The sequence below is a fragment of the Pseudomonas sp. R1-1 genome, assembly GCF_051132135.1.
GTDB lineage: Bacteria > Pseudomonadota > Gammaproteobacteria > Pseudomonadales > Pseudomonadaceae > Aquipseudomonas.
Map to the genome: position 1 here is coordinate 3,690,960 of NZ_CP071663.1, position 13,221 is coordinate 3,704,180.

The 13,221-nt window shown below is 58.8% G+C and carries 12 protein-coding genes; 6 read left to right on the top strand and 6 right to left on the bottom strand.

Annotated features, from left to right (window positions below; all coding sequences use genetic code 11):
- Nucleotides 1-8: 8 nt before the first annotated feature.
- Nucleotides 9-803, top strand: coding sequence for an enoyl-ACP reductase FabI (gene fabI, locus J3P75_RS16480; RefSeq protein WP_007906751.1), 795 nt, complete (start codon nt 9-11; stop codon nt 801-803).
- A 55-nt stretch (nt 804-858) separates the two neighbouring features.
- Here the strand turns inward: fabI and J3P75_RS16485 are convergent, their stop codons facing one another.
- Nucleotides 859-2,007 carry a hypothetical protein gene (locus tag J3P75_RS16485; protein ID WP_434707456.1) on the bottom strand — a complete coding sequence of 383 codons (1,149 nt, stop codon included), beginning with the start codon at nt 2,005-2,007 and terminating at the stop codon, nt 859-861.
- A 429-nt stretch (nt 2,008-2,436) separates the two neighbouring features.
- Here J3P75_RS16485 and J3P75_RS16490 point away from each other — a divergent pair, with 429 nt between their 5' ends.
- Together J3P75_RS16490 and J3P75_RS16495 are read left to right on the top strand one after the other, a co-directional pair.
- Nucleotides 2,437-3,378: a hypothetical protein gene (locus tag J3P75_RS16490; RefSeq protein WP_434707458.1), complete on the top strand. Its 942-nt coding sequence runs from the start codon at nt 2,437-2,439 to the stop codon at nt 3,376-3,378.
- Nucleotides 3,379-3,509: 131 nt separating this feature from the next.
- Nucleotides 3,510-6,632: a hypothetical protein gene (locus J3P75_RS16495; RefSeq protein WP_434707459.1), complete on the top strand. Its 3,123-nt coding sequence runs from the start codon at nt 3,510-3,512 to the stop codon at nt 6,630-6,632.
- A gap of 294 nt (nt 6,633-6,926) precedes the next feature.
- On the opposite strand, the gene J3P75_RS16500 is transcribed toward J3P75_RS16495, so the two are convergent.
- A complete protein-coding gene (locus J3P75_RS16500; protein WP_434707460.1) occupies nt 6,927-7,892 on the bottom strand; it encodes a GGDEF domain-containing protein in 966 nt (321 codons plus the stop codon).
- A 335-nt stretch (nt 7,893-8,227) separates the two neighbouring features.
- Between J3P75_RS16500 and J3P75_RS16505 the strand changes: the two genes are divergently transcribed.
- Entirely contained in the window at nt 8,228-9,058 is an 831-nt protein-coding gene (locus J3P75_RS16505) for an alpha/beta fold hydrolase (protein ID WP_434707461.1), read from the top strand.
- A 27-nt stretch (nt 9,059-9,085) separates the two neighbouring features.
- Here J3P75_RS16505 and J3P75_RS16510 read toward each other — a convergent pair whose 3' ends face one another.
- The 4 genes from J3P75_RS16510 to J3P75_RS16525 all read right to left on the bottom strand — a co-directional run bounded on the left by J3P75_RS16510 (nt 9,086) and on the right by J3P75_RS16525 (nt 11,747).
- Entirely contained in the window at nt 9,086-9,478 is a 393-nt protein-coding gene (locus J3P75_RS16510) for a GFA family protein (RefSeq protein WP_434707462.1), read from the bottom strand.
- Nucleotides 9,479-9,853: 375 nt separating this feature from the next.
- Nucleotides 9,854-10,675 carry a DUF3618 domain-containing protein gene (locus J3P75_RS16515; protein ID WP_434707463.1) on the bottom strand — a complete coding sequence of 274 codons (822 nt, stop codon included), beginning with the start codon at nt 10,673-10,675 and terminating at the stop codon, nt 9,854-9,856.
- Nucleotides 10,672-11,100 carry a phage holin family protein gene (locus J3P75_RS16520; RefSeq protein ID WP_093102271.1) on the bottom strand — a complete coding sequence of 143 codons (429 nt, stop codon included), beginning with the start codon at nt 11,098-11,100 and terminating at the stop codon, nt 10,672-10,674. The genes J3P75_RS16515 and J3P75_RS16520 overlap by 4 nt, the downstream gene beginning before the upstream one ends.
- Complete coding sequence (locus tag J3P75_RS16525) at nt 11,097-11,747, bottom strand: hypothetical protein (protein ID WP_434707464.1); 651 nt, start codon at nt 11,745-11,747, stop codon at nt 11,097-11,099. The genes J3P75_RS16520 and J3P75_RS16525 overlap by 4 nt, the downstream gene beginning before the upstream one ends.
- Nucleotides 11,748-11,985: 238 nt before the next feature.
- On the opposite strand from J3P75_RS16525, the gene J3P75_RS16530 reads away from it, so the two are divergent.
- Together J3P75_RS16530 and J3P75_RS16535 are read left to right on the top strand one after the other, a co-directional pair.
- Nucleotides 11,986-12,816, top strand: a complete 831-nt coding sequence (locus J3P75_RS16530) for a helix-turn-helix domain-containing protein (RefSeq protein WP_434707465.1) — start codon at nt 11,986-11,988, stop codon at nt 12,814-12,816.
- Nucleotides 12,817-12,870: 54 nt separating this feature from the next.
- Nucleotides 12,871-13,173 (top strand): ArsR/SmtB family transcription factor, encoded by a 303-nt coding sequence (locus J3P75_RS16535; RefSeq protein WP_090282894.1) that lies wholly within the window; start codon nt 12,871-12,873, stop codon nt 13,171-13,173.
- The last annotated feature ends 48 nt before the right edge of the window (nt 13,174-13,221 follow it).

Sequence of the window (13,221 nt, forward strand, 5' to 3'; positions counted from 1 at the left end):
AGCAACACATGGGTTTTCTCGCCGGTAAGCGCGTACTGATCGTCGGTGTCGCCAGCAAGCTGTCCATCGCATCCGGCATCGCTGCCGCCATGCATCGCGAGGGCGCTGAGCTTGCCTTCACTTATCAGAACGACAAACTCAAGGGTCGCGTCGAAGAGTTCGCACAAGGCTGGGGCTCGAGCCCTGAGCTGTGCTTCCCGTGCGACGTGGCCAGCGATGAAGAAATCGCCAAGGTCTTCGAAGCGCTGAGCAAGAAGTGGGACGGCCTGGACTGCATCGTTCACTCCGTCGGCTTCGCCCCGGGCGACCAACTGGACGGCGACTTCACCGAAGCCACCACCCGTGAAGGTTTCCGCATCGCTCACGACATCAGCGCCTACAGCTTCGTGGCCCTGGCCAAAGCCGGCCGCGAAATGATGAAAGGCCGCAACGGCAGCCTCCTGACCCTGTCGTACCTGGGCGCCGAGCGCACCATGCCGAACTACAACGTCATGGGCATGGCCAAGGCTTCGCTGGAAGCTGGCGTACGTTACCTGGCCGGTTCCCTGGGCCCGGACGGCACCCGCGTCAACTGCGTATCGGCCGGCCCGATCCGCACCCTGGCAGCCTCGGGCATCAAGAACTTCCGCAAGATGCTGGCCGCCAACGAAGCGCAAACCCCACTGCGTCGCAACGTCACCATCGACGAAGTCGGCAACGCCGGCGCGTTCCTGTGCTCCGACCTGGCGTCGGGCATCAGCGGTGAAATCATGTACGTGGACGGCGGCTTCAACACCACCGCCATGGGCAACATCGAAGAGTAATCTTCGCTGGCCAGAAAAAACCCGTCGAATGACGGGTTTTTTTGTGCTCGGGTGTTCAGAATTTTGCCGATTCCATTCTATATCCCGCGCCCGGCGCGCCTTCATGCATCGCCGCCTGTATGTCTGCGTACACGGAATTTGCCTCAGCCGTGGTAATTGAACGCGAGCTGTCGCGCAGCACCACCTGCAAAAGCACGTTCTCCTGCCCCGGCAACAAGCCGAGTCGTTCAATGGCTTTGACCGGCAGTTCCGAATACGGCCATCGCCCCTTGATTTGCATCTCTTCGATCCAACCCGCGCAATCCCCCGCTGCTTGCAACATCCGTTCGGTGAGTATTTCTTCACTCAACCCCGGCATCACGGCCAGCGAAATATCACGGGAAATCGAAGGCAAGCGTGAGACCGCAGTCCAAGGCTCGAGATCGTGCATTTGCGCCTGCACGCGGGGGTTCTGATCGCGCAACAGTCGAATGTCAGGAATACCTTTACGCAACATCGTCAGCCGATCCAAGCCCATACCAAGGGCTAGCCCTCCATGCCGCAGAGGATCTATCTGTAGACGTTGCAAAAGAGAGTTTGCGATACGGCCGCACTCCAGCACCTCGACAGGGGCGCCATCATTGATCACATTCACTTCGATACCGCCTTCAGTGTAGTGATGCGGGCTGTCGCTATAATTCCAAGGCTTATCAGGAACCGCCAAGCGCAAAATATCGCTGACCAGACGCAGCAAATGCTCATGAGAAGCCAAGTCCGGATCACCCAGCACCCAGATATCCATCTGATGGGGCTCAGCGCAATGCCAGCGATCTCGACTGTCTCGTCTGAAGGTGATTCCCGGTGCAGCCAACAAGACGCATTGTCCCGGCTGACGAAGTTTTGCGGCCTGTTGCAAGGCTGCTGGAATCTGACTGGTCGTCTGCGTGCGCAGCAGCGAATATTCGTCGACCCATCGAGTATGCTCACTGCCGAGCGTGATCTCTGTAGGGTCGTACCCGAGCAGACCGTAATTCTCCTCAGCGGATACGATTCTTGGCCCGACCTGTATTTGAGCTTGAGGCCATCCCGCTGCGGCTAATCCCTGCAGAATTTCCCTAACCATTATTCGTACAGAATGTTCGGGATCGCTCTCTTCCGTTAAATCAGTCAGCAGCAGAGCCTGATGTACAGATTCGTCCGTCAGGTATTTCTTCGAAACGTGCACTATTTGCTCCTCACTATATGACAAAAATTCAAAGCCGAATTCATGTAGACAACCTAACTACAAAATATCTGCCAATTACAACAGGCAAGGTCAAGTCGAATAGATTATCGGAACGGGACTACACACATCCCCTACACTAATAACCCGCTTGCGCAGACAACCAACATAACTATAAAAAACCGGTCTCACAAAACCAAAAAAAACTTTATTTTCCTGCGAAAGCCATGCATTAATCTTTAACTCCCAGCCATAGGGAGCAAATAAAAAAGGAGATAGGCATGAAAATAATTACAACAGAAAATCTGAAACGAATCGCCTCCGGCCCCGAGAACTTCGGTTGGGCACCGCTGGCTTGGGCATACACTGAAGACTGAAAGTCTCAAGCGCGGCAAAGCATTTGCCGCGCACTCACCTGAAGGGGAACATGAAATGTTGACCTCAGCGCTGATTTCGGCACTCTTCGACAATGAAGAGCTCTCAATTATTGCCGACTCGGATGAATTTCTAAATGCATGCGCAAACCAGGGTTTCAACACCTTGCATCTTTCGAAACTGACCGAGCTTCCCAAGAACAGCATCGTTTTTTCTTTCAGTAACGATGCTGCTAAATCGATGTTCGAAATATCGAAAAATTCGGCGACCAAGAGAAGCATCTTCTGCGCTACTCAGGTTTTCGACCCCACCGCCCGTGCCGCGCTCTACAGCCTTGAACTTCTTCTCGCCAGCAATCTTGGGCAATGTCTGCAAACGCAACGATCCGTACTGAATATGCTCAATTCCCATCGGGAGTTTCGATTGTCTGGCAACTGCGCAAATGCTGTAGTGGTAATTCATTCACATGCACAACCTTATGCGCTTCTTTCCGAAGATATTGAAGAAAATTTCGTTCAATCTGTAGCGGAGCTCTTTGAAGTTCATTACGCACCTATGCACCCGCACGAGCCCTGCCCATTCAACGTTAACGGCACGGTTAAAATATCCGGAATACTCACCGTACTTCGGAAGCCTAATCCAACGTTACCTTCAGGTTTGAAAACATCGCTTGAATGGTTGCTGAGTCGAGTCGCCAAAGAAGGCGCAACACTGTCAATAACGGACAACATTGTTACCTCTTTCAAAATAAATGAAGAAGAACAGCTAAAACTCCTTGACCTCGCGGCTGGAAGCCGCGGCTTGAAACTTACAGAGTTCGCAATCGGCGTGAATGAAAATATCGCTTCGAACATTGACTACGCCGTAAATTCTCAAATGAACGAAGGTATTAGTGGCGTTCATTTGGCTATTGGTGACGGTGCCTCCGGCTATCACATCGACTTTCTCAGCCCTTTGGTGCTAGTCAACCCAATACATCAGTCCGATCAGGGCGCATGAACGCGCCTGGAAACATCGACCCAAAAATAATCAGCTTAAAGCACTCCCGCATTACATAACTACCACCCGCCCCGCCCTCTACCGCTCGACAATCGGCGCTTGATGCCTGTCAGCCGCCATGGAGAGCGCAAATGAACGACACAGTGCAACCCGCGTCACCGCAACAGACTTTCCTTCAAAACCTGATCGATGAGTTGACCGCCGTCCCGGTCGCCAAACCTCAGGAGCCTGAGCGTACGCTGGAGATTCCGCGCGGTTGCCTGCTGCGCGAATGGATGGAGCTGTACTGGGCGGCTCTGGAGCGCCCGGAGTTTCTCGACTGGGCCAGTCGCTTTCACATTGATCTGGATACGTTGCGTATCAAGGGCGCCACCCTGGAGGCGCGAACCCAGACGAATGGCACCGCGAGCGTACGCACCTTCGCTCTGGACGATGATTCCGGCTGGTGGCAGGTCGCACCGGCGTTGTTGTGGATTGCCCAGCGTATTGACCCCGGCGAAATGGGCCTGCCGTATATCGGTGGCAAATCGGCCAATCCGCTGTTCCGCTTTCCACGTCGGATCGCGTTGGCTTTCTATGGTTATCCCGAGCCGCAGAACGAAGCCCAGACGAAAGTAATCGTCGCTGAATTAAAGGCCGACGGCCTCGCTGCGATTGATGAAAACGGTCATACCACCTCGGCCGTGGTCAAGGAGCGCGATGCGCAACTGGCGGACTTCCAGGCCATCGCCGACACCCTCGAAACAGTGTTGAAGACCCACGACCCCTTCGAACAACGCGGCATGGAGGCCACACCGGTGTCACTGACCTCCGCGTCGGTTTCGGCCAGTCGAGGCGGTCCGCGTTTCAAGCTTGGCCCGTTGCTTGAACGCTACGCCTTGCCGATCCCGGAGGACGCCGAACAAGCCAAAGCGCTGGTACAACGCCTGCGCGACCACCGCTGGCCGACACTGCCGTATGTCAGCGAATACGTGCAGACTGACAGCCCGATCCTTAGCTATCGGCATGGTTTTGCCAATGTCGAAGACGGTCGGTATATCCTGCGCCGACTGCAAGCGCTGAGCTGGAACAAGTCACCCTTGGCGAAAATCGACCTTGAGGAGTTCAGCGAGCCCCATCCGGATTCGGCACTGGCAGAGTGGATGGCATCAGGTCAGCGAGAGCTGCGCACATTCGGCGCCCGTCCGGCCTTTCAGGCCATTCTGAAAAAACACGGTCTGCCCGCTGACAGCCCGTTGTTGCTCAGCGCAACCGGTCACGTCGGTACGGCCAGCGACCGAGGCTGGATAACCTTGACCGCGGAGGTGGAAAAACACGCCGACCTGAAAGTCTATCGCGACCGCCTCAAGGCCAAGGCCCGTAAAGCCGGCGGTACCTTTCGCGCCAGCGGCAAGGTCACGCTCGGACAAATGCTGCGATTCTATGAGCTGCCTTTGCCAAAGACCGTCGAGCAGGCGCTCAACTTTGTGAAATGGGACCAGATCAACCTGCACGTGCGCCCCGGCTACATGAATCATTGGTACCTGCTCGGCCAGCCCGGTAAACAGACCGAACGTTTTACCGCTGAACAACGCCAGCAGGTCATCGACACCACTCAGATATTTCTACCCAAGGATGCTGCGCCGCTGATTGATTACCTGAGCGAAGGCGTCGATACCGATCTGCCTTTGGCCAGCCTCAACGCCAAGGCCGACTACCTGATCGGCCGCATCCTCATCACCCCACGCGCTCAGGCTTTGGGCAACCAGCTACTGGAGAAAATCGCGCGCCCCGCCCAGCCCAAGGAGCTGCTGGCGACCAATCGCCAGCGCTTGCTGCTGGCAGCGCTGCTGCTCAGCCTTGATCCGAAGGCAGGCGAACAGTCGCAACAGATCATCGGCCAAGCGGTCAATGACAGTTTTTACTGGGGTGAAAGGTATGACGAAGTCAGACGTTTCCTCGACCGCCAATTCGGTCTCGCGCTGATAAAAAACAAGTCACTGGCGACCCATCTTTTGCTGTCCGGCATCGCCCCTGAATTCTTGATTCGCGATATTCCCGCTTCATTTCAATACATGAGTTGCGTGCGCTGGGTACGGTTCAAGCAGGTGGTGCTGTATATCGAAGATCGCTTGCCAGGCGTGGCACGCCTGATGACCTACGCGCAACTGATCACCTTGACCAACGGTCCGGCGCCTTCGGACTTCTACCGTTTCCTGCGCAGCGACGTCTGTGCTGCGGTCGTTCTCGATTGGGCGGTTGCCAGAGGCGTGGTCCAGCGAGACGAGGAAAATCCTGCCAACCACCCCGCCACGCTGAAGCGTGCCGAGAGTATCTTCCGCGACCACTGTCGGAGGATGCGCAGTTTCTCGCAGCGGGCTTTTCTGGCGAAATGTCCCACACCAGCGACCGTTGCACTGGCTGATCTGCGCAAGGTGTTTATCGATAATCCGCACCTGGAGGAACAGGCACTGTTCAACTCTGGGTCGGGTGGCAAACATTTCTCGCTGAGCGAGTTGCATGTGGCCGGCAAGTTGACCGGCGATTTGCAGGGCTGGCAATCGAACAATACCGAACTGCAACTGCCGTCGATCAAAGCACCGCTGGCCCGGCTCGGCAAGGTGTCGAGTTTGTTTCGTGCGGCACTGAGCGCGCGCCTGCGACAGATGAAGGACGCACATGTCGCTTTCATCAAGGATGCTTTTTGCCGGTTGCCATTGGCGCAACGGCAGGATATCGAAGACAACGCCCTGGAATTGTTTGCCCTGCAACTGCCAGCGCCAGCAAGCCCCGCCAAGACCGCGAAGCCAAACGCGGAGGCCACGCCGTTTGCCATCATTGCCTTGCTGCGCGGGTCGACGACGAGGGTGTACGAAATCTTTACTCACCGATCTGCTGTTTTCTTGCGCCGCGATATCGATCTTGCGCTGCTGACGCCGTCTGCCGCGGATGCAACGGCGCAATCGCTGCCCTTCGACGCCGAGGCATACCGGCACGGCACCCTGCCAATCGCCAATGCCAGGTGCGAAGCACTGCTCACCCGCCTCGACATTGAGGGCGCGCCGCTGGAGGTACAGTCACGCAGCGACGTTCCCGATACGTTTGCCTCCAACAAGGTCAACGCCATCGCCAGTACGGCTGTGCGACACCTGTTTGAGGCGTATGAAAGCAAAGCGTTGCAAGAAGCGCTGATCGCGCCTGCGCTTGAGGAATTACAAGCCAATCAGGAGAAGTGGCTGGCCTTTTATCAGGCCTTGAGTCCACCGCAAAGCTGAAGCCTGCCTGTCGAGGATGCGGTGGGTCAGTTGATGGGGATGTTGACTGGACCGGCGCCATCGCGAGCAGGCTCGCTCCCACAGGGTTTTGTGGTGGGAATGGGTGTTGTGTTCACCAGATAACCATTGTGGGAGCCAGCCTGCTGGCGATGGCGGCGGGTCAGATGATGAAAATGTTGACTGGACCGGCGCTATCGCCAGCAGGCTGGCTGCCACAGGGTTCGGTGTGGAAATGGGCTTTGTGTACACCCGATAACCACTGTGGGAGCCAGCCTGCTGGCGATGGGGCCTGGATCAGCAGCGTTTCAAGGCCTGCTTGTGTGCATACATCGCGCCGTCCGCATCGGCCAGCAAGCGGTCGACGCTGTCGTGGCGCTTGGGGTCGTATTCGATCTGGCCGACGCTGAACCGAATGGCGTAGCCGCGGTGCAGCGTGGCGTTGCGTTCCTCGAGGATTTCATTCATGCGCGCCATGATCGCCGTGGTTTCGACATGGCTGGAGCCGGTCAGCAGCGCGACGAACTCATCGCCACCCAGGCGCCCGACCACGTCGCTTTCGCGAAAGGCGATGCGCAGCACATCGGCAAAGGTTTTCAGCGCACTGTCGCCCTCGGCATGCCCGTAGAGATCGTTGATCTGCTTGAAGTCGTTGAGGTCGAAAAACAGCAAGGTCGCCGGGCGATTCAGCCGCGAACAGGCGTCCAGTGCATGCTGGGCCAGTTGCTTGAAGCCGCGGCGGTTGGACAGCAAGGTCAGTTCATCCATGCTCGCCATCTGCACCGCGGTCAGCTCCTGCTCGGCCATTTCTGCCAGATCGCGCAACAGTGCGCGTTCTTCATCGTCGAGTTCGCGGGGCCTGGTGTCGATCAGGCACAGCGTGCCCAACTTGTTGCCATGGGGAACGGTCAGCGGATAACCGGCATAGAAGCGAATGTTTGGCGCCCCGGTCACCAGCGGGTTGTCATGAAAACGCAGGTCTTCGCGGGCGTCCGGCACCAGCAGCAGCTCGTTCTGCAGGATCGCGTGACCGCAGAACGACACGTCTCGCGGCGTTTCGGTGGCGTCGAGGCCGACGCAGGACTTGAACCACTGGCGGTCCTTGTCCACCAGCGTCACCAGTGCAATCGGCACGTTGAACAGGCGCTTGGCCAGCCGCGTCAGACGATCGAAGCGCTCTTCGGGGGCCGAGTCGAGCAGGTTGAGACCCTGCAGCGCTTGCACGCGCGCCGCTTCATTCTCGGGTTTTCCGGGCACCAGCATCACACACTCCACAGGCTGTAATGCTCTTCAGCTTAGCCCTGAATTGACAAGGGCTCACATCATATTCCCGCCACCGGGTCCGGCCCAGCCGCATCGGCCCACAGTTTGAACTGCTCGACAAAAATATCGCAGGCACCGCCGCGCCTCGGTTTCCCTTTCAGCGAAGCCTGACTTGCACGTTCAAGCGAGACGTTGCGACCACCGGTCATGCACACATCGACATTGCTCCTACAGTTGATAACGGCTCGCACCGAGCCAGCGCATCACCTGTATCAGCCAAATCGGCCGGCGCGTGTCGCGCGGGCTGCCCTCCACATCGGTCAGGAGTCGCGAACATGGGATTTGTCACCACCACAGACGGCGTCGAAATCTTCTACAAGGACTGGGGCCCGCGCGATGCGCCGGTGATCCACTTCCACCATGGCTGGCCGCTCAGTTCGGACGACTGGGATGCGCAGATGCTGTTCTTCCTTGGCCAGGGCTTTCGCGTAATTGCCCACGATCGGCGCGGGCATGGGCGCTCCAGTCAGGTCTGGGACGGCCACGACATGGACCACTACGCCGACGATGCCCTGGCAGTGGTCAAGCATTTAGGCTTAAAGAATGTGGTGCACGTCGGCCACTCCACCGGAGGCGGCGAAGTGATCCACTACATCGCCCGCCACGGCCAGGACAACGTCGCCAAAGCGGCGTTGATTGCCGCCGTACCGCCGTTGATGGTGCAGACCGCGAGCAATCCCGGCGGCTTGCCGAAATCGGTGTTCGATGGCTTTCAGGCGCAGGTGGCGGCCAATCGCGCGCAGTTCTATCGGGACGTGCCGAGCGGGCCGTTTTATGGATACAACCGCACCGGCGCCGAGGCTTCGGAAGGCGTGATCGCCAACTGGTGGCGCCAGGGCATGATGGGCTCGGCCAAGGCACATTACGACGGCATCGTCGCGTTTTCGCAGACCGACTTCACCGAGGACCTGAAAAAAGTCAGCGTGCCGGTGCTGGTGATGCATGGCGAGGACGATCAGATCGTGCCGTATGCCAACTCGGGACCGCTGTCGGCGAAGTTGCTGCCCAACGGTACGCTGAAGTCTTATCCGGGGTTCCCGCACGGCATGCCGACGACCGAAGCCGAGACGATCAACGCCGATCTGCTGGCGTTTATTCGCGGTTGATCGAGCCGCCGCAAGGCTGGGCTCCGGCTAATCTTCCGAGCGGCCTGGGCCCTCGCGATCACGCGGGTAATGGTGCGCCAGCGCAAACGCCGGCAGCCAGGACTCACGGCGCAGGGTCCAGCTTTCGTAGGTCGGTTGCAATTGATCGGGAGCATCGAGGGCGCCGAGGTTGACCTCGATTTCGTCGTCGCTGCGGTTGAATACCGAGGATCCGCAGCGCGGGCAGAAATGTCGCCCGGCATATTCGCGGGTTTCACCGCTAAGGGTGACGGCGCTGGCGGGGAAAATGGCCGAAGCGTGGAACAGCGCGCCGTGGACTTTGCGGCAGTCGAGGCAGTGGCAGAGGCCGACGCGGTAGGGTTGGCCTTTGGCTTCGAGGCGGACATTGCCGCAGAGGCAGCCGCCGGTCAGGGTTTGCATGGTGGGGTCCTTTTTTGATCGTGATGGACGGTTTCTTCAGGGACAGCCCTCACCCTAGCCCTCTCCCAGAGGGAGAGGGGACTGATTCGGGGATATTGAGGAAATATGCCGACCTGAACGTGCAGCGGTGAATCCATGATCGGATAGAGCTTTTCGGCTTTGCCGATTCCGGTGTGCGCTGAATCCACAATCGACTCAATCACTCAGGTCGACGCATCCCGCAAGACACCTCGGTCGGCCCCCTCTCCCTTTGGGAGAGGGCTGGGGTGAGGGAAAATGACACACCCCAATAGCCCAAACGCCGCCCTTCCAAACAGACATAAACAATCGGCAATAAAAAAGGAGGCCATTCCAAGGCCTCCTTTACCCGCATCGTCAAGACGTCCCCAATCCCTTGGACAGATCCGCCGATTCATCAGGCGTCGTCGCGTGCCCAGGCTGAGACCCCTGACCCGTCGCCTGCTCGGTCGTCTTGGTCACCGTATCGCGGACCGTTTCATAGCTCTCCCGCGCCTGTTTTTTCACTTTATCGACCATGCCCGCACTGGTCCGCCCCAGATAGCGTTGCTCGGCTGAAGTCTTGGGCAACGCGGCACCGAGCATGGCGCCGAGCGCGATACCGGCCGCCGCGACCATCAGCGGCTGCTCCTTGAGCAACTGACTGAATTGCTGCCCCATGGCCTGGCTGCTCTGGGTCAGTCGGTCGCTGGCATCGTGCATCGAGTGACGCAGATTTTCCTTGGCAGCACCGACGTTTTCGCCCATGTGCGCAGCCTTGCCCTTGAGCGATTGATAGCCGTGCTTGAGCGAATCGCTGGTCTGATGCATATGCTCGCGCGCGCTGCCAAGGCTATCGGCCAAGCCATCAGCCCACTCGCCAGCGCGGTCCTGATCCGGGCCGCTGCGGTACGTCGGCTGCGGCATTGGCGGGCGGTTCTGGCCCATCATCAGCCAGAGCAGGCCGACCGAGGTCAACACCGCCGGCACCGGGTTGTTGCGCACGCTGGTGCCCAGGTTGGTGACGAACTGCGAGCCGTTGTTCTGCAGCATGCCCCACGCCTGATCGATCATCTGGCCGGGGGTGAACTTGCTTTCCAGTTGGTCGACGATGTTGCCGATGCTGGCGCGTTGCGCATCGATCTCGCGCTCGATCTGCTCAGGGCTTTTTTGCGATTCGATATCCAATTCAGTCTTCATGAGGCTTTCCTCCGCAGCGCTTCCTGGTCTTTGTTCAAGGCGTCCAGCGTCCGGTCAGGTTTGAAGTGGGACGGTTCGAACTGCTTTTTGCCCGACTGCACCATGACAAAACCGATGATCATCACCACCACGCCGACGATCAGCGCCGCCAGCCATGGCGCCATGAACATACTCAGGCCGTACACCGCCGACATCAGCAAAATGATCAGCCCCGCCAGCAGCACAATCGCCCCGCCGGCAACCGCACCGATACCGGCCTTGAGCGTGTTGAGGCTGGACTGAAACTCGGCCTTGGCCAGCGCCAGTTCCTTGGTGAACAGCGCGGGCACTTCGCGCGACAGCTGGCGCAGTAATCCCGTCACCGACGCGTCGTCATGGTTGGCTGTGGGTCGGGCGCCTTGCAGATCTGCATCGTCTCGGTTCATGACAGGTCTCCTTTGGTTGGCGAGGTGGGGATGGCGGTTCCGGCAAAATCACTCGGGTGATCGTGCTCATCGGCCGACGTCGGGGTGATACCGGTCGCCAGGCCAGGACTGGGATCAGTGCGGGTTGCAGTGGAGGTTTCATAGGGTCGCTGGGCGCCGAAACCGCCGGCGGGAGGCGTCGAGCTGCCGGCTGTCGGCTGATGATCGGCAGTCACTTCGGCCGCCGCAGAAGTGCCTGCCTTGAGAAACCGCGACAGGCCGAAACCGATCGCCACACTGCCGGCAATGAACAACGCGGGGTTGCTGCGCGCCAGCTCGGCGGCGTCGTGCAACAGTTGTTCGGCACTCTTGCCACGCAGATTCTGCGCCAGGCCGGTCATCGACTCGGCCATGTCGGAGAGGTAATCGGACATGCCCAGCGTGTCCTTGTCCTCCAGCTCCGAGACGAAGCTTTTCGCGCCTTGCGCCAGCGCTTCAATCTGCTCGGCGGCCGTGTCACGATACTGACCGAATTGCGCATCGGCTTGCTGTCGAGCACCGCCGAGCGTTTCGCTGACGTCGTCTTTCAAATGCTCGAAGGCCTGCCCGGCCTGGCCCTTGGACGGTTCGTCTGCGGTGGTTCCTGCCCTGTTATCTGAAGTGTTCATGTGGTCCCTCGCCTTCTGAGTGAAAACGTTAAGTGGGGCGACCTGACAACATTGCCCTGAGTCCCCTCATAAGAAGTGACGGAAGAGTCTGGCGCGGAGTTCAACCGTTTTGATGAGCGCACCATTTACCGATTTGCATGCGCCGTTGGGCCTGAAAAAGCCAATCCTGTCGAACTTGGACGAGCCTTTGGCGTCCGCAGCCCCTACACTGGCGCACTGGCCTGCCGGGATAACCACCATGAAACACGCTGCCGCCAAAAACCCAGAAAAAGCCCCGCGCTTCTGGCGCGACGATGCCCTGCCCTTCATCGAGGCGCGGGCCATCGCCGATGGCCGTGAGGTCTGTTATGCGCGGCACTCCCACGCGCACTTCTCCATCGGCGCGATCACCGCCGGGCGCAGCACGTATGTGCATGAGCAATCAGCGTTCGAAGTGGCCGCAGGCACGGTGGTGCTGATGAACCCCGGCGATGTGCACGCGTGCAATCCGATCGACGATCAGCCGTGGTCGTATGTGATGCTGTACGTCGAGACGCCGTGGCTGCGCGATTTGCAGCAACAGCTGGGGTTCGGTGCACAGGGGTTTTGTCGCTTTGCTGTGACCCATCTCGATGACGCGGCGCTGTTTCACGATTTGCACGCGCTGTACGAAATCCTCGTCGACGATCAACACGACCTGCTGCGCAAACACAGCGCAGCGGTGGAGTTTTTCAGCGATCTGCACCTGCGCCTGAACCCCGCCAGCGCGCCGTTGCGCGAGGCGAGCGACAAGCTCGAACGCGCCGCCGATTTCATTCGCGAGCATTGCACCGATGCGCTGAGCCTCGACGAGATCTGCACCGCGGCGCAGCTATCGCCGTCGTACCTGATCCGCGCGTTCAAACAGCATTACGGCATGACGCCCCATGCGTTCGTGGTCAACCAGCGCATCCAGTTCGCCCGCGAGCGCCTGCGCCGCGGCCAGTTGATCGCCGACGTCGCGCTCGCGGCCGGGTTTGCCGATCAGGCGCATTTCCAGCGTGCGTTCAAACAGCATCTGGCGGCGACGCCGGGGCAGTATCGGGGTTGATGACCCATCGAAATCAGTCGTTGACATATCGGGAAAATCCGATATCTTCGCGGCATGGACCTACTCGACATCTTCAAAGCACTCTCCAACCGTACTCGCCTCGAGATTCTCAAAGGCTTGAAGGACCCGGCCAACAGCTTTCCTCCTCAGGATGAAGGCGACGTGCATACGGTGGGTGTTTGCGTCAGCAGTATTCAGGAAGGCGTCGGGCTGTCGCAGTCGACGGTGTCCGATTATCTGGCGACGCTGCAACGGGCGGGTCTGGTCGAAGTCAGACGCATCGGCCAATGGACGTACTACAAGCGCAATGAAGCGGCAATCCGTGAGCTGGCCGAGATCATCGGCAGCGAGCTGTAATTTTTTGCCCCATGATATCGAGAATTCCCGATATCCCTTTTTACCGAA